25 protein-coding genes are annotated in these 24,875 nt (G+C 55.0%); 8 read left to right on the forward strand and 17 right to left on the reverse strand.

The features are described 5' to 3' along the window. The first annotated feature begins 23 nt into the window (after nt 1-23). A complete protein-coding gene (locus EYR88_RS02760; RefSeq protein WP_131088204.1) occupies nt 24-407 on the forward strand; it encodes a DUF3054 domain-containing protein in 384 nt (127 codons plus the stop codon). Here the strand turns inward: EYR88_RS02760 and EYR88_RS02765 are convergent. Beyond that, a complete protein-coding gene (locus EYR88_RS02765; RefSeq protein WP_131088205.1) occupies nt 387-929 on the reverse strand; it encodes a hypothetical protein in 543 nt (180 codons plus the stop codon). The genes EYR88_RS02760 and EYR88_RS02765 overlap by 21 nt on opposite strands. Beyond that, on the reverse strand, nt 930-1,526 hold the full coding sequence (locus EYR88_RS02770) for a sigma factor-like helix-turn-helix DNA-binding protein (protein WP_131088206.1): 597 nt from the start codon (nt 1,524-1,526) through the stop codon (nt 930-932). It abuts the gene before it with no gap. 161 nt (nt 1,527-1,687) lie between these two features. Here EYR88_RS02770 and EYR88_RS02775 point away from each other — a divergent pair, with 161 nt between their 5' ends. Further along, on the forward strand, nt 1,688-1,969 hold the full coding sequence (locus EYR88_RS02775; protein WP_131089764.1) for an Lrp/AsnC ligand binding domain-containing protein: 282 nt from the start codon (nt 1,688-1,690) through the stop codon (nt 1,967-1,969). A 78-nt stretch (nt 1,970-2,047) separates the two neighbouring features. Here the strand turns inward: EYR88_RS02775 and trpD are convergent, their stop codons facing one another. Then, nucleotides 2,048-3,115, reverse strand: a complete 1,068-nt coding sequence (trpD, locus tag EYR88_RS02780; protein ID WP_131088207.1) for an anthranilate phosphoribosyltransferase — start codon at nt 3,113-3,115, stop codon at nt 2,048-2,050. 286 nt (nt 3,116-3,401) lie between these two features. Between trpD and EYR88_RS02785 the strand changes: the two genes are divergently transcribed. The 4 genes from EYR88_RS02785 to EYR88_RS02800 all read left to right on the forward strand — a co-directional run bounded on the left by EYR88_RS02785 (nt 3,402) and on the right by EYR88_RS02800 (nt 7,698). After that, nucleotides 3,402-4,040: a heme-copper oxidase subunit III gene (locus tag EYR88_RS02785; protein WP_131088208.1), complete on the forward strand. Its 639-nt coding sequence runs from the start codon at nt 3,402-3,404 to the stop codon at nt 4,038-4,040. A 76-nt stretch (nt 4,041-4,116) separates the two neighbouring features. Then, entirely contained in the window at nt 4,117-4,911 is a 795-nt protein-coding gene (locus EYR88_RS02790) for a c-type cytochrome (protein WP_131088209.1), read from the forward strand. A gap of 64 nt (nt 4,912-4,975) precedes the next feature. Beyond that, nucleotides 4,976-6,025: a Rieske 2Fe-2S domain-containing protein gene (locus EYR88_RS02795; protein WP_131088210.1), complete on the forward strand. Its 1,050-nt coding sequence runs from the start codon at nt 4,976-4,978 to the stop codon at nt 6,023-6,025. 2 nt (nt 6,026-6,027) lie between these two features. Beyond that, on the forward strand, nt 6,028-7,698 hold the full coding sequence (locus EYR88_RS02800) for a cytochrome b (protein WP_131088211.1): 1,671 nt from the start codon (nt 6,028-6,030) through the stop codon (nt 7,696-7,698). A gap of 419 nt (nt 7,699-8,117) precedes the next feature. Here the strand turns inward: EYR88_RS02800 and EYR88_RS02805 are convergent, their stop codons facing one another. From EYR88_RS02805 to EYR88_RS02830, 6 genes are all read right to left on the reverse strand, one after another. Beyond that, on the reverse strand, nt 8,118-8,900 hold the full coding sequence (locus tag EYR88_RS02805; RefSeq protein WP_131088212.1) for a GntR family transcriptional regulator: 783 nt from the start codon (nt 8,898-8,900) through the stop codon (nt 8,118-8,120). A gap of 109 nt (nt 8,901-9,009) precedes the next feature. After that, nucleotides 9,010-9,411 carry a cytochrome c oxidase subunit 4 gene (locus EYR88_RS02810; protein ID WP_131088213.1) on the reverse strand — a complete coding sequence of 134 codons (402 nt, stop codon included), beginning with the start codon at nt 9,409-9,411 and terminating at the stop codon, nt 9,010-9,012. 2 nt (nt 9,412-9,413) lie between these two features. Continuing rightward, nucleotides 9,414-11,132 (reverse strand): cytochrome c oxidase subunit I, encoded by a 1,719-nt coding sequence (gene ctaD / locus EYR88_RS02815; RefSeq protein ID WP_131088214.1) that lies wholly within the window; start codon nt 11,130-11,132, stop codon nt 9,414-9,416. 5 nt (nt 11,133-11,137) lie between these two features. Then, the gene (gene coxB / locus EYR88_RS02820; RefSeq protein ID WP_131088215.1) at nt 11,138-12,019 is read right to left on the reverse strand and encodes a cytochrome c oxidase subunit II; all 882 of its coding nucleotides are present in this window, start codon (nt 12,017-12,019) and stop codon (nt 11,138-11,140) included. Between the two features lie 214 nt (nt 12,020-12,233). After that, on the reverse strand, nt 12,234-12,608 hold the full coding sequence (locus EYR88_RS02825) for an iron-sulfur cluster assembly accessory protein (protein ID WP_131088216.1): 375 nt from the start codon (nt 12,606-12,608) through the stop codon (nt 12,234-12,236). A 133-nt stretch (nt 12,609-12,741) separates the two neighbouring features. Further along, entirely contained in the window at nt 12,742-14,151 is a 1,410-nt protein-coding gene (locus tag EYR88_RS02830) for a dipeptidase (RefSeq protein ID WP_131088217.1), read from the reverse strand. 69 nt (nt 14,152-14,220) lie between these two features. On the opposite strand from EYR88_RS02830, the gene EYR88_RS02835 reads away from it, so the two are divergent. Next, nucleotides 14,221-14,814 (forward strand): DUF3043 domain-containing protein, encoded by a 594-nt coding sequence (locus EYR88_RS02835; RefSeq protein WP_131088218.1) that lies wholly within the window; start codon nt 14,221-14,223, stop codon nt 14,812-14,814. 270 nt (nt 14,815-15,084) lie between these two features. Here the strand turns inward: EYR88_RS02835 and EYR88_RS02840 are convergent, their stop codons facing one another. Next, nucleotides 15,085-16,149: a quinone-dependent dihydroorotate dehydrogenase gene (locus tag EYR88_RS02840; protein WP_131088219.1), complete on the reverse strand. Its 1,065-nt coding sequence runs from the start codon at nt 16,147-16,149 to the stop codon at nt 15,085-15,087. A gap of 60 nt (nt 16,150-16,209) precedes the next feature. Here EYR88_RS02840 and EYR88_RS02845 point away from each other — a divergent pair, with 60 nt between their 5' ends. Further along, a complete protein-coding gene (locus tag EYR88_RS02845) occupies nt 16,210-17,250 on the forward strand; it encodes an alpha/beta hydrolase (RefSeq protein WP_165477264.1) in 1,041 nt (346 codons plus the stop codon). Between the two features lie 3 nt (nt 17,251-17,253). Here the strand turns inward: EYR88_RS02845 and EYR88_RS02850 are convergent, their stop codons facing one another. The 7 genes from EYR88_RS02850 to EYR88_RS02880 all read right to left on the reverse strand — a co-directional run bounded on the left by EYR88_RS02850 (nt 17,254) and on the right by EYR88_RS02880 (nt 24,731). Next, nucleotides 17,254-18,060 carry an isoprenyl transferase gene (locus tag EYR88_RS02850; protein WP_242632438.1) on the reverse strand — a complete coding sequence of 269 codons (807 nt, stop codon included), beginning with the start codon at nt 18,058-18,060 and terminating at the stop codon, nt 17,254-17,256. Beyond that, on the reverse strand, nt 18,057-18,806 hold the full coding sequence (gene recO / locus EYR88_RS02855) for a DNA repair protein RecO (protein WP_131088221.1): 750 nt from the start codon (nt 18,804-18,806) through the stop codon (nt 18,057-18,059). The genes EYR88_RS02850 and recO overlap by 4 nt, the downstream gene beginning before the upstream one ends. A 135-nt stretch (nt 18,807-18,941) precedes the next feature. Then, nucleotides 18,942-20,681, reverse strand: a complete 1,740-nt coding sequence (leuA, locus tag EYR88_RS02860; RefSeq protein ID WP_131088222.1) for a 2-isopropylmalate synthase — start codon at nt 20,679-20,681, stop codon at nt 18,942-18,944. 305 nt (nt 20,682-20,986) lie between these two features. Further along, nucleotides 20,987-21,949, reverse strand: coding sequence for a GTPase Era (era, locus tag EYR88_RS02865; protein WP_131088223.1), 963 nt, complete (start codon nt 21,947-21,949; stop codon nt 20,987-20,989). After that, complete coding sequence (locus tag EYR88_RS02870) at nt 21,933-23,228, reverse strand: hemolysin family protein (protein ID WP_131088224.1); 1,296 nt, start codon at nt 23,226-23,228, stop codon at nt 21,933-21,935. The genes era and EYR88_RS02870 overlap by 17 nt, the downstream gene beginning before the upstream one ends. 4 nt (nt 23,229-23,232) lie before the next feature. Further along, nucleotides 23,233-23,706 (reverse strand): rRNA maturation RNase YbeY, encoded by a 474-nt coding sequence (gene ybeY, locus EYR88_RS02875; protein ID WP_131088225.1) that lies wholly within the window; start codon nt 23,704-23,706, stop codon nt 23,233-23,235. Then, entirely contained in the window at nt 23,703-24,731 is a 1,029-nt protein-coding gene (locus EYR88_RS02880) for a PhoH family protein (RefSeq protein ID WP_131088226.1), read from the reverse strand. The genes ybeY and EYR88_RS02880 overlap by 4 nt, the downstream gene beginning before the upstream one ends. Between the last annotated feature and the right edge of the window lie 144 nt (nt 24,732-24,875).

Consider the following 24,875-nt stretch of genomic DNA (forward strand, 5'->3'; position numbering starts at 1 on the left):
GGCTACGACTCTAAGATGAGTGTATGAAGCAAAATCTCAGCAAATGGCCGATGCTGGCCGTCATTGACGTTGTTCTCATTATTCTTTTCGCGACGCTTGGGCGCCGTGAGCATGAACATGGCTTGGGCCTCGGCGGGATCCTGCTGACTGCGTTGCCGTTCCTGATTGCTTACGTCATCATGACGCTTGTGTCCAAGCCTTGGCTGACCATCAACAAGCTCTGGCCCTCGGGAATTCTCGTGTGGCTGGGAACGGTAGCCATAGGTATGGTCGTACGGATCATGATGGGCAAAACTGCGGCGTTCTCGTTCGTCATTGTGACCCTGATTGTCCTCGGGGTCTTCTTGATTGGGCGTCGCGCGGTAACGTCATGGATCGCTAAGCGATCACAACAACAAAAGGCCTAGCCCGTAAGAACCCGCTGCGATCAGCCCGCTGGCAAATGTACCCAGGATGAATTGCTCGGCGGCTCGGTGATCCTTCAATTCTGAGAATCGTCCCAGCCCCTTGATCGCCATGACGATAGCGATGCCTTCAGGCCAGCTAGCCCATAGGGTACTAACAATTGCGGCGCGTTCTAAGAGTCCGATCCATAAACCACCTCGTAGTGGTGATGGGTCGGATTCGTCTTTAACAAGTGTTGAGTCATTCTTGGCTGCTAGGCGGAACACGAGCTCCGTAAAGGGTCCACCGAAGCTGATAGCAAATATTGAGGACAGGACGATGACGTAGAACGCCGGAACGTTTGAGGCCTGTGCCACTGAGTCGGTTACGGCCGCAACGACAGCGGAAACGATTGCTAGGATTCCGGCCGCGACGACCAGAAATTCTCGCGTGCCCGCGCGTTTGCCGATAGATGATCCAAAGTAGGCAGCCAAGCAGGAAAGAATGGTGGCCAGTCCAAGGCTGCTCCACGCGATCCAAAACATCTAAGACTCCCCCAGCATTTTCAGTTGCCTTGTTAGCGACTTGGCCGCTTCATCCATCATGCGGTTAGCTTCAAACCATAACGCGGCAGACAGACGAGATGAGACCGCTTGCTGGGTGATGCCCAGTTCCTTTGCTATTTGCTGTTGGGTTAGACCTTCGTCAGCCAAAGTACCGGCCTCCCAAGCGGTCGCTCGTCGCTTGGAAACGATGCAGGCAGTTAGCTGAAGCTCTGCTTCAAGTCGAGTGGCTTCGTGGGACGGGCCATGTACCGCTACGTGAGCGTTGGTATTTTTTGCTCGCTCCACGGCGACGCGGGCGAATTCAAAGGCAGGTCCGCGGCCGGCGCGAGTTTCCTTAGGAAGCGGGGTCTCCACTTGGCCGAAACCTAGTCCGACACTCCAGTCCCCCGAAGCTGCCATCATGACTGCCAGCCTGATTGCTTCGGACGCGTCATCCAATACAGCCTGAACTTCATCACCAGCGGTACGCTCGAATTGGCGGACAACCGCAACGGTGGCGTTCGCCTGCTCGATGAGTGTTTGAACCTTGTCCTCGGAGGATCTGGAACGCCGCTGGTCAATGGTAAGTACAATCATGCAACAATCATATAACTTTGTAAGTGGATATACCAATTTATAAGCCTGTAAAGAGCTTTCGATTCGAGTCGGTGCAGGCTCGCTGATTATTCATTTTCGACTAGAGTTGAAACTAAGTAATGGGTCTTCACGATGGAGACCACGTAGTGAAAGGCGCAGCAATGGTCACCGCATTCGTCATGATTCAGACGGCAACTGACAGCATCCCAGAGTGTGCACAGCAGATCTCCTCCATTCCCGGGATCAGTGAAGTTTATTCAGTCGCTGGTGACTGGGATCTGATCGCGGTGGCTCGGGTGCACAAGCATGAAGATTTGGCTGAAGTAATCGCCAATAAGCTCTCCAAGATTCCCGGCATTCGAGGCACCCAAACGCATATTGCCTTCCGCGCCTACTCGGATCACGACCTTGAAGCGGCGTTCTCCCTGGGTCTTGACGACTAATCACAACGCACAATGGACGCCCCTTAGTTGTTTGTAAACCAAACAACTAAGGGGCGTCCTTGTGTGTAGAAGGTGTGGTTACTCCCCTACGATCTCCTGAGTAGTTTTTGACCATGATTCCAGCACGGCCTTGGCTGCGCCTGAATCGATAGAATTGGCTGCCCGGTCCATGGCAGTTCGCATCCGTTCAAGGAAGCTGCCCTCGCTAGAGCTGTCGTAGGCAACCATGCCGGCTGCTGCATTAAGCAATACTGCATCGCGCGCTGGACCAGTGGAACCAGAGACAATGTCCTTTACAACCTGTGCATTGTGTACAGCGTCGCCGCCGCGTAGCTGCTCGATAGTAACCCGGTCGATCCCTAGGTCTGCAGCGTCAAAGGCAAACTGGGTGACCTTTCCATCGCGTATTTCCCAGACCTGGTTAGCTGATGTTGTGGTCAGCTCGTCGAGTCCATCCTCTCCGCGGAATACCAGGCCACGTGAACCTCGGCTGGCTAGAACACCGGCCATGATCGGCGCCATGACGAGGTCCGAACAGCCGACCGCAGAAGCTGAAGGTAGTGCTGGATTGGTGAGCGGACCCATGAAGTTAAACGCGGTAGGGATGCGCAATTGTCGACGGGCCCCGGCCACGTGACGCATCGAGGGGTGGAATACGTTGGCAAAGCAGAACGCAATTCCAACCTTGTCGTACACCTCTACAAGGCGCTCGATTGGTACGTCGAGGCGAACGCCTAGAGCTTCCAAAACATCAGCGGATCCTGAGGAAGAAGAAGAGGCGCGATTGCCGTGTTTAACTATGTTGATACCGGCACCGGCGCACACCAGGGTGGCCATGGTGGAGATATTTACGGTGTTCTGACGATCCCCGCCGGTTCCAACAATGTCCAGAGTTTGTTCGTCAATATTTAATGGCCGTGCATTGGCCACCATTGAGTCGACCAAACCGGTCAATTCGGCAACGGTTTCGCCTTTTGAACGCAACGCAACGAGGAAGCCGGCGATTTGAACATCGCTGGCTTCGCCGCTCATGATCTCATTCATGGCCCAAGCGGCCTGTTCGCGACTGAGATCGCCACCGCTGATCAGGGTAGCCAGAAGATCTGGCCACGTTGGGAACTTTTCGTATTCAAGGCTCGTTGACACAAATGAAAGCCTATCTAGCTAGCCGGTAGTAGCCCAATTCGTGAAGCCAGATGGTGTGGCGTAAGTCGCTAAATCCCTAGAGGGATCAGGGATAAATAGGACACGCATCTGTTGCTTAAGCGATTGTTTCGCCAGACTCGCCGGTTCAAGCTCTACGAATTGTAGAAAGAGTTTTCTTGATACTTCCGCGTGTTTCCGCGGATGTTGTCCCTATGTGGCGCAAAAAACCTCCGGCAACGCCTTTTTGCATTGGTATCTGAGGGGCATTTAGAGACATAATGTCAGTGTGACAACTGCGACTCATGCCCCAAATACGACGGCGCCACATGCGCCGAACCGCCCAAACATGGTGTCGGTGGGAACGATGGTGTGGCTCTCCAGCGAGCTCATGTTCTTCGCCGCCCTCTTCGCCATGTACTTCAGCCTCCGGGCTGCCGCGCCCGAACTCTGGGCGAATGAAACTGCCAAACTCAACGTGCCGTTTGCGCTGGTTAACACCTTGATTCTGGTGTCCAGCTCATTCTCGTGCCAGCTTGGTGTGTTCCGTGCCGAAGAATTCAAGCCTCGTCGTTCCGGCGGACTGTTTAGCTTCAAGGAATGGGGAATGATTGAATGGTTCATTCTTACCTTCATCCTTGGTTCCATCTTCGTCTCGGTTCAGGCTTTTGAATACGTCACCCTCGTTCACGAGGGTGTAGCACTAAACTCGAACTCCTACGCTTCGGCCTTCTACATGACCACCGGATTCCACGGCATTCACGTGACCGGTGGCCTGATTGCTTTCTTGCTGATCATTGGTCGTGCAATGTTGGCTAAGAAGTTTGGTCACTTTGAAGCAACGGGTTCCATCGTCGTGTCTTACTACTGGCACTTCGTTGACGTTGTTTGGGTCGCGCTATTCGCGATCATCTACTTCTTGAAGTAGCAGCTTTTAGTAATAGGTTGCCTCAACAAGAAGTACGGCAACATCACACCTAAGAAACTAAGTGAGGAACCAGCAAGTGAAGGCTCTTTCGAAAAAGCGCCGCCACCCGCTCGCCGCTGTGGCCCTGCTTCTGTTTGGATTGCTGATTACCGGCAGTCTCTACACCGCAGCAGGAAACATTAGCGAAGCGAAGGCCGCGGAGACCACCGCAGCATCGCAGTCCGATGTTGACTCTGGTCAAAAGCTTTTCGCCGCCAACTGTGCTACCTGCCACGGCATGCATGCCGAAGGTTCTGACTCCGGTCCTTCGCTGATCGGCGTAGGCGCGGCGGCTGTTGACTTCCAGGTCGGCACCGGCCGTATGCCAATGCAGATGCAGGGCCCACAGGCTCAGGCCAAGCCAGCTCAGTTCGACGACAAGCAGATCTCTCAGTTGGCAGCCTATGTTGCCAGCTTGGGTGCAGGTCCGTCTGTCCCGGATGAAGAGTACCTAGACACCACCGAGGGCGACGCCGCTCACGGTGGAACGGTATTCCGCGTGAACTGCGCAATGTGCCACAACGCTGCTGCAGCCGGTGGTGCACTGACCCGTGGTAAGTTCGCTCCGACTTTGACGGGCGTAACCGAGAAGCACATCTACGAAGCGATGGCTACCGGCCCACAGAACATGCCAGTGTTCAACGACTCCAACATCACCCCAGACGAGAAGCGTGACGTAATCACCTTCCTGAAGACCATTGAAGCTAATGGTTCGGCTGGCGGCGCTGCGTTGGGTTCCTTGGGCCCGGTTGCTGAAGGCCTGTTCACCTGGACCGCTGGTCTGGGTATCATCATCGCCTTCACCATTTGGTTGACCTCGCGTCCTTCCTAAAGCGCGGCGCAAGCCGCAACATCACTACGTACATAAATTCCTAACAAAAGGATGAGAGAGAAACATGGGCGACCATAGTCACGGCAGTCCCGAAAACTCGGGCACCGTTGCTAAGGCTGACGATGTAGCTCAGGATCGTTTCCCAGATCCAGGCTTACCACCCCATCGTCCGCGTCTCGCAGATCGCGATCCGCGCGCAGCCAAGCGACACGAGCGTCAAGTAGCGCTCCTATTTACCATCTCCATCATCGGCACGCTCTTCTTCTTCGTGGCCTACTTCGTCCTGGGCCGCCTAGGCGAGATGTCCTTCGCTGAACTGCGTGTGCAGAACGCTGCTTTGGGCCTCGGCACTGGCTTCGCGATGCTCGGCATCGGTGTGGGTATTGTCCACTGGGCAAAGACCCTGATGCCAGATCACGAGCTCATGGAAATGCGCCACGAGATCACCTCTGAGGCTGACCGCCAAGATGCCGTTGAGATCGTAGACACCATCATCGAAGAATCCGGTATCAAGCGTCGTCCGCTGATCCGCAACACCCTGATTGGCGCCATCGCTTTGGCTCCAATTCCAGCCGTGTTCATGTTCCGCGACCTGGACCGTACCGGTAAGACCGCTCACCAGATGATTGACCAGATGCGCCACACCATGTGGGACACCGGCATTCGTCTGACCCGCGATCCATCGGGCACCCCGATCAAGGCATCGGATGTTCAGATCGGTTCGGCATTCCACGTTGTACCTGAAGGCATCAACGAGACCGAGAACCCTCTCAATGAGAAGGCTAAGGCCGTTGTACTGCTGATGCGTATGGATCCAGCTGAAATGCAGATCTCCGAGGGCCGTGAAGACTGGAACGTTGACGGTATCGTTGCGTACTCCAAGATTTGCACCCACGTTGGTTGCCCAATCGCACTGTACGAGCAGCACACGCACCACCTGCTGTGCCCTTGCCACCAGTCGACCTTCGACCTGACTCAGGAATGCAAGGTTGTCTTCGGACCGGCTGGACACGCTCTACCTCAGCTGCCAATCACTGTTGACGCTGACGGCTACCTGGTTGCACAGAGTGACTTCCACGAGCCTGTTGGCCCAGCCTACTGGGAGCGTGGCTAATCATGAGTGCATCTAACGAATACACCCCAGCGACCACCACCGGTCGTATTGCGAATTTTGTTGATTCCCGCGTTGGTGCCTCAGGCATCGTCAAGGAATTCGGTCGCAAGATCTTCCCAGATCACTGGTCATTCATGTTCGGTGAAGTGGCAATGTACACCTTCGTACTGTTGCTGCTCTCGGGTACCTTCCTCACCTTCTTCTTCGATCCATCGATGGCCCACGTTGTCTACGAAGGTTCGTACGTGCCAATGAAGGGCCTTGGAATGTCCACGGCTATGGCATCCACTATGGACATCTCCTTCGATGTTCGCGGTGGCTTGTTCATGCGTCAGGTACACCACTGGTCGGCATTGCTCTTCGTAGCTTCGCTGTCCGTGCACATGCTCCGCGTGTTCTTCACCGGTGCATTCCGTCGCCCACGTGAATTGAACTGGGTTGTTGGTGGCGTTCTGCTGATTATGGGTATGGCCGCTGGTTTCACCGGTTACTCCCTTCCCGATGATCTGCTTTCCGGTAACGGTCTGCGCATTATCGATGGCGTTATGAAGGCACTGCCAATCGTTGGTACTTACCTGTCGATGTTCTTCTTCGGCGGCGAGTTCCCAGGCGAGCATGTCATCCAGCGTCTTTACTCACTGCACATCATGATTGTGCCTGCAGTGATCATCTTGCTGATCGTCATCCACCTGTTCATGGTTGTGACTCACAAGCACACTCAGTACCCAGGCCCAGGTCGCACCAACGACAACGTTGTTGGCTTCCCAGTTGGTCCGGTTTACGCTGCAAAGGCCGGTGGATTCTTCTTCATCGTCTTCGGCATCGTTGCCCTGATCGCTGGCCTGTTCCAGATCAACCCGATTTGGAACTACGGACCATACGACCCATCCCCTGTTTCGGCTGGTACCCAGCCTGACTGGTACATCGGTTTTGTTGACGGCGCCCTGCGCTTGATGCCAGGTGTTCTTGGAAACTTCAGCTTCGAGTGGAACATCCCATTCCCATGGGGTACCAACACTCTGGTTCTTTCGGTTCTGTTGCCTGCACTGGTTCCTGCTGGCGCAATCTTCATGGTGATGTTCGCATGGCCTTGGATTGAGCGTTGGGTAACCAAGGACAACCGCGAGCACCACTTGCTGGATCGTCCGCGTAACGCTCCGTTCCGTACCGCCATGGGTATGGCCGGTGTGACCTTGTACAGCGTGATGTGGGCAGCTGCATCCTCTGACTTGATCGCAACGCACTTCCATGTGTCACTGAACGATGTGACCTACTGGTTGCGTACACTGTTCTTCCTAGGCCCAATCTTCGCCTTCTGGTTGACCCGTCGTATCTGCCTCTCGCTGCAGCGCAAGGATCGTGAGATCGTATTGCACGGCCGTGAAGCTGGCATCATCCAGATGTCCCCTGAAGGTGCATTCACTGAGAAGCACGAAGAGGTTGACGTGTACAAGCGTTACCTCTTGACCAACTTCGTGGATCGCCAGTACATCCCGGCAGAGCCTGACGCCGCTGGCCACGTCTCCGGTTCGGAGAAGCGCCGCGCAATGATCTCGAAGTTCTTCTTCGAAGATCGTGTTGCTCCTGTTACCCCATCGGAACTGGAAGCAGCACATGCTGCTCACGGTCACCATGAGGTTGAGGGCAACAAAGCAGACTCGATCGAGAAGTAATTCCGACTCGCGTTAGTCACTAAATGAGGGACACACCAAATGGTGTGTCCCTCATTTATTTAACTCCCAAAGCCACAGCGTCCCCCCTGCGCGCCGGTAACGGGGATGCATGAGCCACCGGGTGCTTCGGTGTCTGCGCAGGCTCGTGAAGCGGACCAGGGGCGTCTGATGAACTGGTGAAGGCTGACCCACCTGCCTCAACGCGACACGGATGCTAATTTCAGGCAGCGAGCAAGTCTGGACCAGGGCAACAGTCCCGATTGGACGTGATGACCAACTCGTCCGTAGTTAGTCTAGGGTGAGCCCGGGAGCAGGCAGCTGAGCCAGGCAGTTCTCTCAGCGTGACTCCCCCAGCTGATTCATCAAAAGCAGCCCACAGCCTTCTAGCTACGAGACGGGAAAGTTTTAGAGCAGTGGTGTCAGTACGCCTCGGTGTAACGCGGCGTACGGGTTCCAACACGCTGTAGCGGTACAAAGAGCTTGTAACGGTCCGAACGGTAGAGCGAGACCGAGTAGTCGGCCAGTCGCTCGCCAATATACGCATAGCGGGTGATCTGCAACAGTGGGAAGCCTGGCTCTACGCCCAGCAAATGCGCCTGTGACTTGCTTGCTGCTGTACTTTCGACCTGATCCTCACCCCACTCCAAAAGGATGCCGTAGCGCTCGTGCAGCGCCTGATACAACTTTGATGGCGGTTCGCCGTCGACAAAGCCTGGAACTAGATCCGCCGGCATATAGTTTTCGTCCAAACTCATGGGAGTACCGTCGGCCAACAGCAGGCGCTTAAACTGCACCACGGGTGCCCCCTCCTCAACCATGAGTTGCAGGGCAAGGTTCGGGCTGGACTTGATCTCCGCGAATGCGAGAACGTGAGCATCCGGGACCATGCCACGGCGCATCATGTCTTCGGAGTAGGAATGCAGCCTGACCCGTAAATCCAGTTTCTCTGGCACAACAAATGTTCCAATGCCAACTACACGCTTGAGCACCTGTTCATCAACTAGGGCATCAATAGCTTGCCTGATGGTCTTACGGGCCACCGAAAAGTGTTCACCGAGTTCTCTCTCGGGCGGTAGCTTGTACCCTGGCTTGCAGGCTTCGCGCGCGTGGGTCCGCAGGATTTCTCTGATCTGCCGGTATTTGCTCTGCTTGCTCTGCGGATCAAGGTGAGCCTCAACTTTCGGCTGTGGTGCATGGCGCATGCTTGACCCTTCTATTCGAGCTAAGCCGAGACTGTGGTGTCGACCCTACTGATGTTAAAAGACTAATGGGGTGACAAGCAATTGCTTGTCACCCCATTAGGAGTACTGCTTAGTGTGCGTGGTCTCCACGGCTGTATTCGTAAACCCAGCCGGTCAAACCTACAATCGACAAACCTGCGCCGATGAAGAAGACCCACCAGCCAACGGCGATGCCCAAGAAGGCGATCGCTGCGGAACCGGCAAGTACCAGTGGCCACCAGCTCCATGGCGAGAACATTCCGATGTCACCGGCGTTCTCGTGGATCTCACCATCAACGCGGTCTTCGGGACGAAGCCCGACGCGCTTGGCGGTGAACATCAGGTACCAACCAACCATGGCGGACAGGCCCACGAGCATTAGCAATGCCATGAACCCAACCCATTCGCTCCAGTTGGTCATGTAGCCGTAAACGACTGCAATAGGGGCGAAGAAGAAAACGCCACCTAGGAAAATCCAGGATTCAACTTTCATCGTTACAGATCCTTCTGGTCAGCAGGGCCAAAGATCTTTGCAGCCGGCGATTCAGGTGTAACTCGACCGCTCAGTTCCGGGTGGTGCAGGTCCAGAGCTGGACGCTCTGAACGGATGCGTGGAATCGAGTGGAAGTTGTGACGTGGTGGTGGGCAAGAAGTTGCCCACTCCAGCGAAGCACCAAAGCCCCATGGATCGTCTACGTCGATCTTTGCACCATTGCGGAAGGTGGTCCATACGTTCCAGAAGAACGGAATCATGGAGGCACCAAGAATGAATGCAAATACGGTCGAAACCTGGTTCATGGTGGTGAAACCATCTTCAGGCATGTAGTCGGCGTAACGACGTGGCATACCCATTACACCCAACCAGTGCTGGATCAGGAAGGTTCCGTGGAAGCCGATGAACAGCATCCAGAAGTGAATCTTGCCAAGACGCTCGTTGAGCATCTTGCCGGTCCACTTTGGCCACCAGAAGTAGAAGCCAGCGAACATTGCGAAGACAACGGTACCGAAGACCACGTAGTGGAAGTGTGCCACCACGAAGTACGAGTCAGAAACGTGGAAGTCCAGCGCAGGTGCCGAAAGGATAATACCGGTCAAACCACCGAACAAGAAGGTGATCATGAAGCCGATGCTCCACAGCATTGGCGTTTCGAAAGTAATCGAACCGCGCCACAGGGTACCGATCCAGTTGAAGAACTTCACACCGGTTGGTACAGCGATCAGCATGGTCATGAAACCGAAGAACGGAAGCATTACCGAGCCAGTGACGTACATGTGGTGTGCCCAAACGGAAACCGACAATGCAGCGATCGAGATGGTCGCGAAGACCAGACCCTTGTAACCGAAGATCGGCTTGCGGCTGAAGACCGGGAAGATCTCAGAGACGATACCGAAGAACGGCAGCGCAATGATGTAAACCTCTGGGTGTCCGAAGAACCAGAACAGGTGCTGCCATAGGACTGCACCGCCATTATCAGGATCAAAGATGTGAGCACCAAAGCGACGATCAGCACCTAAAGCGAACAGCGCAGCTGCCAGCGGTGGGAAGGCCATCAGGACCAGCAATGAAGTGATCAAGGTGTTCCACGAGAAGATCGACATGCGCCACATGGTCATTCCAGGTGCACGAAGGCAGATGATCGTGGTGATGAAGTTGACGGCACCCAAGATGGTACCGAAGCCCGACAGTGCTAGACCGAAGACCCAAAGGTCTCCGCCAACGCCTGGCGAGAAGGTGGTGTTCGACAGTGGAGCGTAAGCGAACCAACCGAAGCTTGCTGCACCCTGTGGGGTGAGGTAGCCGGCCAGCGCGATTGCCGAGCCCATAGCGAAGAACCAGAAAGCCAAAGCGTTCAGACGTGGGAAGGCCACATCTGGGGAACCGATCTGCAGTGGCATCATGACGTTAGCAAAACCAGCAAACAGCGGGGTTGCGAACATCAGGAGCATGACGGTGCCGTGCATGGTGAACAGCTGGTTGTATTGTTCCTTGGTCTGCAGGATCTGCATACCTGGCTGGAACAACTCTGCACGAATCAGCAGCGCCATAACGCCACCTACACAGAACAGAATGAACGAGCTGATCAGGTACATGTACCCGATCTTCTTGTGGTCAGTCGAAGTAATGTAGTCGACGAAGATGCGACCCTTCGACTTTGGAACCACGGCCGAGGTAACCGACTTGAAGTCGTCAGAAGCGTATTCAAATGTTGACATAGCGATTACTCTCCTTCCCCGTGCTCTACAACTTTGCCGTTTACTGCGTCAGGCTGACGGTCGTACTCTTCACCGATGTGTCCATCGTCCATCTTTGCAAGCTGAGCCTTGAATTCGGACTCGCTTACAACCTTGACGTTGAACAGCATTTCGGAGTGGTACTCACCGCAGAGCTCGGCGCACTTACCGTCATAGTTACCTTCAACCTGTGGGGTGAGGTAAATATGGTTCGTCTTGCCCGGGATCATATCCAGCTTCTGCAAGAAGGCTGGTACCCAGAACGAGTGGATGACGTCGCGGCTGTTCAGATCTAGCTGTACCGACTTGCCAGCTGGCAAGTACAAGGTTGGCAGCTCTTCACGAGCACCTTCTGAACCGTCGGTGTGCAGGTGAGCCTGAGTGCCGGTGAAGTGCTTTTCAGATCCCTGGTAGGTGTAGTTGAAGTCCCAAGACCACTGCTTGGCACGAACGTCTACGACGAGCTGAGAATCAACCGGCTTGTTGATGCTCTTCTCAAGGGTGTTGTTGAAGCTAAAGAAGACTAGAACAAGGACCAAAGGAATGGCCGTGTAGAAGATCTCCAGTGGCATGTTGTAGCTCAGCTGACGTGGGTAACCCGTGTCAGTCTTACGGCGGCGGTAGGCGACGATGCACCAGAGCATCAATCCCCAGGTCAAAACACCGATGACTACCACGGCGATCCACGAGTGAACCCAGAAATCCTGGATTGCACCGGTGTGGTTGGTGGTGTCGCGCTCCACGTTGGGGAGCCAACCGCGTTTTGCCTCCGCTGAACATCCCGTCAAAAGCAGTGCGCCAGTGCCGACTAAAGCCAAAACTTTGGCTTTAGCAGACCCGCGACTGCCGGTTCGGTCTTGCGAACTCACAGACGGCCCTTCCTCTTTGTTGGTGCAGAATGTGGTCTTCATAAGTCACCTCGTGGTTAAACGAGTTGCACAGTGAGGTGGCTCACGAAGAGGAAACATAGTTTTACTACTTAACGTAGAGCTTACCCTCTCAGGGGTCAGAATGCCGAAAAACGCCGCTGTTCTAACGAGAAATTTCTTCAACGTTTGAACAGCGGCGTTAGTTCCCTATGACCTAGTGGAAGGAGTCTCCACAGGCGCAAGAGCCGGAAGCCGTAGGGTTATCGATGGTGAAGCCCTGCTTCGAGATAGTGTCCTCGAAGTCAATGGATGCACCAGCAAGGTATGGGACGCTCATCTTGTCTACGATGACTTCTACGCCATCGAAGTTACGCACAGCGTCACCATCGAGCATGCGCTCATCAAAGTAGAGCTGGTAGATCAGGCCCGAGCAGCCGCCTGGCTGAACGGCGATGCGCAAACGCAAATCGTCGCGGCCTTCCTGCTCCAACAATGAGCGCACCTTGTCTGCGGCCACATCGGAAATGTTTACCTCATGGGTTGGCAACTCGGTTGGGTCACCCTTGGTCTGGTCAACAGTTACAGTCATGATTTCCTCCCATTACTGCTAGTTATGGCTTCAGCTTCAAGGATTGCCCTCAAAGTTCAGCCTCTGCTCTTGGTTCTATCCTACGTCGCAACAGCTAAGATTTCTCCCCCTGTGTCACTTCGTATGACGCGCCTCATAGCCCTTCGACGTTGATCCTTGCCAGTAGAAGCGCTTCGGCCTCGATAGCGTGCTGGAAGTCTCCGATGTGCAGTGACTCGTTCGCGGAGTGCGCCCTTGAATCAGGGTCCTCAACACCGGTCACAAGAATCTGCGCCTTCGGGAAGACTTCGAGCAAATCAGCGATGAATGGGATTGAGCCACCTAAGCCCATATTTACCGGTACAACACCCCAAGCTTGTTCCAACGCCCATCGGGCGGTGTCATTAGCCGAAGCATCAAGATCAGCCTTATAAGCATTTCCGGCTTCGGTTGCCTTGAAGTCCACCTGTGCACCGCGAAGATCGACACCCATTACGTGCTCTTCTAGGGCGGACAGAGCCTTTGCTGGATCTTGTCCCGGAGCCAATCGCATCGAAACCTTAAAACGAGTTTGCGCAATGAGGGTATTCGACGACTGATCAACGCTAGGCATATCCATTCCAATGACGCTCAGCGCTGGTTTATTCCACAGGCGATCGGTGATCTTCCCGGTACCGGCCAATTCGAACGAATCCAGGACGCCCGAGTCATTGCGGAACTGCTGCTCGTCGAAGTCGACGTCCGCAGTTTCATTGGACACCAAGCCCTGAACGGCGACCGAACCATCTTCATTGTGGAAGGTGGAGATGAGCTTTGCAGCGAGTAACGGCGAGTCCAGCACTGGACCGCCAAACATGCCCGAATGAACGGCGTGCTTCAGCGAACGAACGGTAATCTCTGCTGCACACATACCGCGCAATGAACTGGTCAACGCCGGGGTACCCACGGCCCAGTTACTGGAGTCGGCAACAACGATCACGTCGGCTGCCAGCTTGTCCTGGTGTGCTTCGAGGAAGTTGCGGAAGGACGGCGATCCAGCTTCTTCCTCACCTTCGAAGAAGTAGGTAACGCCAACACCAAAATCGCTGACCAGATCAAGCACCGCGCGCAATGCGGCGATGTGAACCATGATGCCGGCTTTGTCGTCGGCAGCGCCGCGGCCAAAGAGGCGGTCCCCTACCTTGGTGGCTTCGAATACCGGCGTGTTCCAATCCGCGTCGTTGCCTGGAGGCTGCACGTCATGGTGGGCATAAAGCAGAACGGTTGGCTTGCCGGGAGCTGCCTTGCGTTGAGCGACAACTGCAGGAGCGCCCATCGTGCCATCGTCAGCTGGTTCGCGCAGAATCTCTACCGATTCCATGCCTGCGTTCTTAGCTAACTCGGCGACCGCTTGTGCGGACTTCTCTAAGTTCTGCGGATCAAAGGACTCCCAAGCGATGCTCGGGATAGAAACCAAAGTCTTGAGCTCTTCGAGGATCTGCTCGAAGTTTGAATCAATGTGGTTCTTGAGTGACTGAATATCGACGCCATTCGTTGCGGCGTCGAAGGTTGAATTTGTGCTCATGTCTTCAGCCTAGCAATTCCTCGCGTATCGAATGTCACGTGGCTAACTATTTCCGGCTAAGATGGTGGGGTGTTTGGACGTAAAAAGGATGATCCTCAATCCCCCGTAAATGTACAGCCCGCAGAGCAGGCTCCGGATTCAACGGATGGCCGTAAAGCGGGACCAACGCCCAAGCGCAGTGCGCAGCAGGCAAACCGTCAGCGCCCCTTGGTGCCTACTGACCGCAAGGAAGCCAAAGAAGCAGAGCGTCAGCGACGCATCGAAGCTCAGAACCGCCTTCGCTTGGCCAATGAGACCGGTGAAGAGCGCTACCTGATGCCACGTGATCAGGGTGAACAGAAGCGCTACACTCGCAACTTCATTGATGCTCGTTGGATGTTCGGCGAGTTCATGATGTTTATCATCCTGGCCTTCTTGGTGATCTCGCTGGTATTCCAACGGAATCTGCCGGTTCAGATGATCGTTCAGATCGCCCTCTGGGTTGTTATCGCCTTGATCATCCTTGAAGCGATCTTCACTTCAATCGTGCTCAAGCGTCGCCTAGTGGCAAAGTTTGGCCATATGGAACGCGGTATCCGCATGTACGCAGCGATGCGTGGAATGCAGTTCCGTAAGCTTCGTTTGCCGAAGCCACAGGTCGCCCGAGGCGCCAAAATCGACTAATTTCGGCTGTACCAGCCACTAAGGGACAAGCTCAAAAGAGCTTGTCCCTATTCTAATATCCTTTAGCTGCCAGTTACAATGTTTAAAGTGTGTATATATTTTTACAAGGTTTTACTAAGGGTTAGTGGCCTGGCCCTAAAAACCTTGTACTCCCCCGAGCAGACGCATTCCTTATCGACTTGTAGTCGCGGATACAAAAAAGCAGTGGAGAACAAGTTCAAACTCGTTCTCCACTGCTTTACCAAATCATGCTTTTTCCAGCGCAGCTGATTACAGAATGCGCTCTAGGCTCTTGTTGATCGAGCGCGCCCAGAACGGTCCTTCGTAAAGGAACGCGGTGTAACCCTGAACGAGGTTTGCGCCTGCGTCCAGTCGATCCTTAACGTCTTGGGCATTCTCAACACCGCCCACAGCGATCAGTGCCATCTGTTCAGGAACCAAGGAACGCAGCTGGCGAAGTACTTCGAGGGAACGCTGCTTCAAAGGAGCACCTGATAAGCCGCCGGCGCCAATTTCCTGAACCTTCGCAGAATCGCTCTTTAGCCCATCGCGTCCAATGGTTGTATTGGTGGCGATAATTCCGTCGAGCTCAAGTTCCACTGCCAACTGGGCAACTTCAGAAACGTCTTCGTCACTCAGATCCGGTGCAATCTTGACCAGCAACGGAATATGACGACCGGCTACGTTATCTGCCAGCTGTCCAACTTCACTGAGCAGTGGTCGCAACGACTCCACACTTTGTAGCAAGCGTAGACCCGGAGTATTTGGGCTGGACACATTAACCACGAGGTAGTCCGCGTGGATGGCCAGCTGACGTGTTGACGCGAGGTAATCCCCCACTGCATCTTCAAGTTCGACAACTTTAGTCTTGCCGATGTTCACGCCGATCACCGGACGGGTAGCGTCGTAATCACTTTTCAGTGCTTGACGAGCATTGGATACTCTCGCTGCAACGCGTTCGGCGCCTTCGTTATTAAATCCCATACGGTTGATCACCGCACGGTCTTCAACCAGACGGAAGAGTCTCGGCTGCGGGTTACCTGGCTGCGCCTGACCGGTAACCGTACCGATCTCGACGTGTCCAAAACCAATGTCGCTGAGCGCAACGATCCCGGTAGCGCCCTTATCAAAACCAGCCGCGAGTCCAAACGGTGACGGGAAGTCAATGCCCATGACGGTTCGCTTCAGCTTAGGTGCCGGCGCGAAGAATTTACGCGTCACTTTGGTGAGCCCTGCGCGTTGCGCAATCTTGATGGCGTTGAATGCAAAATGGTGTGCCTGTTCAGGATCCATTTTGGTGAACACATGTTTGAAGACCAGAGGGTAAATGCGCATAAAATCATTTTCCCGTGAAGAACCTCAAACAGCCAACTCGAGATGGGTAGTATTCAAGATATGAAGTTGCCGACGAGTCCCTCGAGCGAATCGTGGCCCGATTATCTTTCCTCAACACTTTCGGGCCAATGGACCGCAGATCTTATGGGAGAAGACTTTGAGCAGCTCACTTTAGATTTTGGTGTTGATGACGAAGGTCCGGCTGTTGCAACTCTGGTTCGCTACGTTCCGCCAGGGCGGCGACATAAGCTCGGCAGGAAAGCCCAAGGCATTGTGCTTAGCATCCACGGGTGGAGCGACTACTTTTACAATCGAGAGCTGGCAACTTTTTGGCACGCTCATGGTTACCACTTTTACGCGTTGGACCTACGACGGCACGGCCGCAGCCTGAGGTCTGAACATCAACTGCCGGGGTACGTGGATGATCTTTCGATCTTCGACCAAGACATCGAAGCGGCCCTAGACCTAATGAGTACCGAGCATCACGGCCTTCCGGTGGTAGCCCAGGGCCACTCAACCGGCGGCCTGATCCTGAGTTTGTGGATCGCTCGAACCAATCCAAAGATCAAGGCACTTGTACTGAATTCACCCTGGCTCGAATTTCAGGGAACCGCCTTTTTGCGCATTCCTATTCATGGGCTGATGGAAGCGCTCACCAGAACAAATCCACGTCGAAAACTGATGGGCCCAGAATTTGATCACTACTGGCAGTCGCTGAGCACCCAGGCGCAAGGGCAATGGGACGTTCACCGGCTATGGCGACCTCGGCTCGCTTTTCCCAATACGGCCGGATGGCTCAAGACCATATTTGAAGGCCACGCCATGGTCGCCAAGGGGCTGGGGCTAAAGCTGCCCATCTTGGTCATGACATCGGACCGGACGCGCATCGGCACTAGTTACTCCCCCGAGATGCAACATTCCGATTCAGTACTCGATGTTCAACAGACAAGACTCCGGGCGGCAAAGCTAGGTAGCTTTGTCACCCTATGTGAAGTTCCCGGTGCCATGCACGACGTCTTTACCTCGGCCGAGCCTGCACGAGCTTGTGCCTACCAAGACCTTGGTCTGTGGCTTCGAATGGTTGGTACCGCTCGGGCATAAAACCTAGCTCTGAGGCTTGTCCACTGCGCCGCCATAACGACGATCGCGTTGGGCGTATTGCTCTACCGCGGTAAAGAGGGTGCGGCGATCAACATCAGGCCAGAGCTGATCCAGGAACACCATCTCGGCGTACGCGGATTGCCACAGCAAGAAGTTACTGGTTCGCTGCTCTCCGCTGGTGCGTAGGAACAAGTCCACGTCAGGTAATTCAGGGGCATACAGGTACTTGGCGATAGTCTTTTCGCTGACAGCGCTGGCACGAAGCTTTCCGTCAGCAACATCCTTGGCGATTTCGCTCATCGCGTCGCCGATTTCGGCGCGTCCGCCGTAGTTCACGCACATGGTCAGCTGGCAACCTAGGTTTGCTTCGGTCGCTTGCTCGGCAACGCGCAGTTCATTGATCACTGATTTCCACAGTCTAGGTTCGCGACCGGACCAACGGATTCGTACGCCCCACGAATTCAGGGTGTCGCGTTGGCGACGAAGCACATCGCGGGAGAAGCCCATGAGGAAGCGCACCTCTTCGGGACTACGCTTCCAGTTTTCGGTGGAGAAAGCGTAGACAGAAACGTACTTGATGCCCATTTCCACGGCACCAGCAATAACGTCCAGCAGGGCAGCTTCGCCAGCGCGGTGTCCCTCGGTACGAGGCAGTCCACGTTCATTGGCCCAACGTCCGTTACCGTCCATCACGATGGCAACGTGTTCAGGAATCAGCTCACGTGGAACCGTTGGCATGACCGGGTTCGCAGGGTGTGCATAGGGTGCGACGGGGCCTGGTCGGCCGGTAATCTTGGGAAGTTTTTTCAATTTCTCTCCACGAGACGTAGGGAAGTTACTGCGCGCTCAAGGTGCCACTGTAAATAGTTTGCCACGATGTCCGCGGCCTGCTTGCGTGCGCGAGGTCCGGCTTGGGCAACGGTGTCCCAATCGCCGGTCAGCAGAGCTTGCAGGTATTGGATGGTCACCGGATGTGGGGACAATGAACCAGCCGGGCGGCAGTCGGTACAAACGACCCCGCCTAGCTGCACATGTACCGCTTCATGCGGCCCGGGCTTGCCACAACGGACACAATTGGTGAACGACGGTGCCCAACCTGCAATTGAAAGCGCCCGCAAAATGTAGGAATCGAGCACTGCTCCAGAATCCACCCGCTGTTTGGAGAGCAACGCAATGGCACCATGGAACAGCCGGTACTGTTGGGCGATATTATCGCTTTCGGCCTCAAGAAGTTTTTCAGCGATCTCGGCCATCGCATTAGCTACCGTATAACTTGGATAGTCAGCCACCAGCAGGTGCCCATAGGAGTTTTGAAGCTGGGCCTGAGAAACGATATCTAGGTTTCTGCCCATCACCAGCAGCGCCTCGACCTCCATAAAAGGCTCGAGTGTTGCGCCGAGTCGCGAGGAAGTACGGCGCACGCCTTTGGCAACTGCTCGCACGATCCCTTTGGGCGTGAGCAGGGTGATAATTCGGTCCGCTTCACCCAGTTTGTGGGTACGTAAGACCAAACCACGAGTGTGGTAGCTCTTAGAGGCAAAACCTGATCTGGACACGAAGAATATTCTCCCACTACCCAGATCAAACTGCGCAATCAGCAAGGGAGCGAGTGTCGCAGGCAATCAAAACAGCGCACGGCGGGCACGAAGTTTTTTGACTTCGTGCCAGCCGTGCGCTGAAGAGGCTTGTGGCTAGGCGGCGTCGCGGATTGCGCGGTTCACTGCCGAAACCACTGCCTTCAGGGCAGCAATGTTGGTGTTGGTGTCCATACCAATGCCCCACAGGATGCGATCTCCCACAGCACATTCAACAAAGGCTGCTGCGCTAGCATTGCCACCTTCACTCAGTGCGTGCTCGGTGTAGTCCAAGACGCGCAGATCCACGCCGTCTTCGTTGAGCAGCTTGACCAGGGCGGACAGTGGACCGTTGCCCTGAGCACTACGCTCGTGAGCTACACCGTCGATAACCAGCTTGGTATCCAGCTGGAAGCTGCCGTCTTCAGCCGAGGTTGCAATGACTGAAGCGATTTCGTAGTAGCCCCATGGATCCAAATCTGAATCCTTGGATACTGGCAGGTACTCATCTTGGAAGACGTTCCAGATGCGCTCCGAGGAGATTTCGCCACCTTCGGTATCGGTGGTGCGCTGGATGACACCAGAGAACTCGATCTGCGCACGACGTGGCAGATCCAAGTTGTAGTCGTTCTTCAGCAGGTAGGCGACGCCACCCTTACCGGACTGCGAGTTCACACGAATCACAGCTTCGTAGGAACGACCAATGTCCTTCGGGTCGATCGGCAGGTACGGTACAGCCCAAACCAAGTCGTTGATGTCCTTGCCCGCGGCATTTGCCTTGGCTTCCATGGACTCCAGACCCTTCTTGATCGCATCCTGATGTGATCCAGAGAAAGCGGTGAAGACCAGGTCGCCACCGTAAGGGCTGCGTTCTGGAACTGGCAGCTGGTTGCAGTATTCAACAGTGCGACGGATGTGGTCCATGTCGGAGAAGTCGATTTCTGGGTCAACACCCTGACCGAACATGTTCATGCCCAGGGTCACCAGGTCCACGTTGCCGGTGCGCTCACCGTTACCAAACAGGCAGCCTTCGATGCGGTCTGCGCCGGCCAGGTAGCCCAGTTCAGCTGCGGCAACACCGGTGCCACGGTCGTTGTGTGGGTGCAGTGAAAGAATGATCGAATCGCGGTTAGCCAGGTTGCGGTGCATCCACTCAATGGAGTCGGCATACACATTAGGGGTGGCCATTTCCACGGTGGCTGGCAAGTTCAGGATCATCTTGTTTTCTGGAGTGGCCTCCAGTACCTCGGCCACCGCCTCGGAGATGCGCTTTGCAAAAGCCAGCTCGGTACCGGTGTAGGACTCAGGCGAGTACTCGTAGGTGATCTTGGTGCCGGTCAGCTGCTCTTCGTACTTCTTGCACAGACGCGCGCCCTGAACTGCGATGTCCACGATGCCGTCCTCGTCCTGACGGAAGACTACTTCGCGCTGCAGGATCGAGGTGGAGTTGTACAGGTGAACGATGGCCTGCTTGGCGCCTTCCAGCGCTTCATAGGTGCGCTCGATCAGGTGCTCGCGTGACTGGGTCAAAACCTGGATGGTGACATCATCAGGGATGCCGCGTTCGATCAGCTGACGCACAAAGTCAAAGTCGGTCTGCGAGGCGGACGGGAAGCCGACCTCGATTTCCTTGTAGCCCATCTGGACGAGCAGGTCGAACATTTTGTGCTTGCGCTCAGGACTCATCGGGTCGATCAGCGCTTGGTTTCCATCACGTAAGTCAACGGCGCACCAGCGCGGGGCCTTGATGATGTACTTATCGGGCCAGGTGCGATCGGGAAGGTTTACTTCGATCTGGTCCTGGAAAGGAACATACTTGTGGATTGGCATGTTCGAAGATTTCTGCATGTTCTGCATTTCGGTGTGTCCCCTAGACAAAAATAGTGCTTAGTTTGTGGGGCCAGACAAGAGCTACTCCGCGACGAGGGGTCGGCCTGTAGACCACTAACGGTCCTTTGGATCCTCGCAGCGGCACAGTAGAAGTAGAAGCTCGAAATGCACGATTTGAGCATAACACCGAGCGTTCGGCAGGGTTCAAACTTATGTCGGACTTGTGTCACATTGTGGACAAGATGCCTCCGGTTGCCGGGCTTAAAGACTTCATCCCTGCCGGTCCAAAGACCGACAGGGATGAGAGTAAGGATGAAGATTTCTAGCTATGCCTAGAAGCCCAAACGTCCCAACTGCTTAGGATCGCGCTGCCAGTCCTTGGCCACCTTGACGTGCAAGTCGAGGTAAACCTTGGTGCCAAGCAGCTTTTCGATGCCCTTGCGCGCGTTGGAGCCAACCTCGCGCAGACGCGAGCCACCACGGCCAATAACGATGGCCTTCTGGCTGGATCGCTCAACAAACAAAGACACGTGAATATCGATCAGCGGGTTGTTCTCGGGACGCCCTTCACGAGGGATCATTTCCTCAACAACAACTGCCAACGAGTGTGGAAGTTCGTCACGAACGCCCTCGAGTGCTGCCTCACGGATCAGTTCGGCGACCATCTTGGCCTCAGGCTCATCGGTCAGCTCGCCGTCTGGGTACAGTGGTGGGCCCTTTGGCAGCTGCTCAACAAGTACGTCAGCGACTTCCTGAACCTGGAATTCCTTCACTGCCGAGACCGGGACGATGGCCGAGAAGCCGTTCTCCCCAAAGTTTTGGGTTCCCATTTCGGCTACGGCAATAAGTTGCTGCGCCAATTGTTCGCGGTCTACCAAGTCAGCCTTGGTGACCAGGGCGACGATGGGTTTGCGCTGCAACTGCGCGAGCTGGGTGGCGATGTAACGGTCACCGGGGCCAATTTTTTCGTTGGCTGGGATGCAGAAGCCAATCGCGTCAACCTCGGAAAGGGTATCTGCTACCAGATCGTTCAGGCGCTGCCCGAGCAGGGTGCGTGGACGGTGCAGGCCCGGGGTATCAACCAAGATCAACTGGGCATCTTCGCGGTGCACAATGCCACGAATGGTGTGTCGAGTGGTCTGTGGTTTTGCCGAGGTGATGGCAACCTTCTGGCCAACCAACGCGTTGGTCAGCGTCGATTTTCCGGCGTTAGGTCGTCCCACAAAGGAGGTGAAGCCCGAACGGTAGTTCTCGGGCCACCCACTGGTGGAAAGCAGGTTATGGTTTTCGCTCATGTGCGGAATCCTCGTTGTTCTCATTATGGTCGGATGCGTCCGTCTCCAGACGCTCTACATGGATTTTGCCAATGCGGTTTCGTCGCCCGGCGAGGGCAACTACGGTCAACCGCAGACCGTGCACATCGGCGGTGGAGCCGAGTACCGGCACCGATTCTAGCGCCTTGGACAATAGACCGCCGACCGTGTCGACGTCTTCCTCGTCAATGTGCATTTCGAAGTGATCGGCGATGTCATCGATGGATGCGGTAGCTACAGCAAACAACGACCCATCTGGGTTTTCGATCAGTTCGGCCCTCGATCGATCATACTCGTCGTCGATCTCGCCGACGATTTCTTCCAGCAGATCCTCGAGCGTGACCAGTCCGGCCGTTCCACCGTACTCGTCAATGACCACGGCAAGATGGATTGATTCTTGCTGAAGTTCTTGAAGTAGCTCAGCGGCCGATTTTGACTCCGGAACAAACCGCACCTTGCGGGCTAGATCGCTCAGCGTTTGGGCTTGTTGCAGTCCGTGGATCTCGCGGATCAGGTCCTTGAGGTAGATGATGCCCAGGATGTCGTCGGTATCTTCACCAATCAATGGAATGCGTGAGTAACCCGAAGCGATGAACAGGTCGATCGCGCTATGCAAGGACTGTTCTGAGGTGAACACCACCATGTCGGTACGTGGGACCATCACCGAGCGCACGCTGGTTTCTTCCAGGTCGATGACCGAAGAAATCAGCTCGGCTGATTCCTCATCAAGGTCTTCGCCTTCGGAGGCACGATCCACGAGGTCCCGCAATCGTTCTTTGCCAAGGTAGCCTGCTTCATCGGTACCGCCGGGGCTTAGCGCTTTGGCGATTGAAGCCAGCCAGTTGGTTACCGGGCCGAGAGCAATACGTAGCAAGCGCACCAACGGCGCGGTATTTTGCACCACGCCTTGAGCGTTAGAGCGTCCGTAGCGTCGAGGTGAAACGCTGACCAGCACAAACCCGAGCGCAGCCATAACAATGGTTGAAAGCAATCCGATGAGCCAGACGCTGTCGATCCATTGGGCAACGAGCAACGCCACGGCAACTGCTGAGGCTGTTTCAAACCAGATGCGCCAGAACTTGATGGCTTGCGCGTGTGTTTCGGTGTCATCCAAGATCGCCGAGAGGGCCTTGGAATTTGATTCGGAACGTAGCCGTTCAGCTGCGTGCCGAGATAATGCGTAGAAGGCTGAATCCGCGGCGGTCAGCACGGCAGAGCTTGCCATAAAAACCAGGGCGAGAATCAGCAAAAGTATCTCCACGGGGTTATTCCACCGTTTCCTTCGGTGCAGGGCGTCCCGTGTAGGCCTCGAGCAAATTGCGTTGCAAGGTGAACATCTCTTCTTTTTCTTCTGGCTCCATGTGATCGAAGCCCATCAAGTGCAACAGACCATGGGTGGTAAGCAGCAAGATCTCATCGTGCGTGCTGTGCCCGCCGGCTTCAGCCTGCGCTTGGGCCACGGTAGGGCAGATGACGATATCGCCGAGGATGCCGTTCTCCCCCGGTGCCTTCGCGGTGCCTGGACGTAGCTCGTCCATCGGGAAGCTCATCACGTCGGTGGGACCTTCAAGGTCCATCCATTCCACGTGCAGAGCACTCATGGCATCTTCGTCGATAAAAACGACAGATACTTCGGTCTCAGGATGCAGGAACATTGACTTGAGCACCGAGTCCGCCAAGTTGGATACGTCTTGCAGGTCAACGTCGTACTCAGTTTCGTTATTTACTTCAATGCTCATTTGCTGCGCCGTCCTCGGTTGTGGTCTTTGCGTCGGGTGTCATCCCAACTGTCGTAGGCAGAAACAATGTCTGCGATCAAGCGATGGCGGACAACATCTGATGCATCCAGACGGCACATGCTGATGTCGCCGATGCCTTCAAGTACTTCGCTGGCCATGCGCAGACCGGAGACTGTGTTACCAGGCAGATCTACCTGGGTGATGTCTCCGGTCACTACCATCTTGGAGCCGAAGCCCAGACGGGTGAGGAACATCTTCATTTGTTCGCTGGTCGTGTTCTGCGCTTCGTCGAGGATTACGAAGGCGTCGTTCAAGGTGCGTCCACGCATGTAGGCCAAGGGAGCTACCTCAATGGTTCCCGCCTCCAACAGTTGTGGAATCGTTTCAGGATTCACCATGTCGTGCAACGCGTCGTAGAGCGGGCGAAGATAAGGGTCGATCTTGTCGGTTAATGAACCGGGCAAGAAGCCTAGCTTCTCCCCTGCCTCAACGGCTGGACGAGTCAGGATGATGCGGCTTACCTGCTTGTCCTGCAGCGCAGCTACTGCCATAGCCATGGCGAGGAAGGTCTTGCCGGTACCGGCTGGACCAATACCAAAGGTGATGGTCGAGTCTTCAATGGCATCGACATAGCTTTTCTGATTGACCGTTTTTGGTCGAATGGCTCGGCCGCGTCCGGAAAGAATCTTTAGGCCTAACACATCGGTAGGTGCATCGGGATTGCCAGCGCCGAGCATCTTGATGATCTGCTCAATGGTTTCGGCGCTCATACGTGAGCCACGCGTAGCCAGCGAACGAGCTTCTTCTGTTACTCGTTGAGCTTTGCGGACTTGCTGAGGATCACCAACCAGAACCAGAGTCTGGCCATTGGGGCGGAAACCAACCTGAGGATAAGCACCAGAGAGAATTCGCAAGAGCTCATCATTTGGTCCCAAAGTGGCGATCATGAGTTCAGCTGTTTCAAAACTGATGGTCAGCGATGCGGAATCGATTTCCGCTTGCGTCTTATTCTGTTCAACCTGCATGCAGTGCTTGCTGCCCCTTTTGTGAGCTTGGCGGTGGTGCTACTTTGTCCTTGGTACCATTCTATCCAGTCATCAAGAATTCGGGTGAAAATTCAGGTCTCAGCGTAAGTGTGAGACCTGAAAGTACCCTTGAATGAATCTATT

Origin of the sequence: Arthrobacter sp. S41 (assembly GCF_004320535.1) — a bacterium.
GTDB lineage: Bacteria > Actinomycetota > Actinomycetes > Actinomycetales > Micrococcaceae > Glutamicibacter.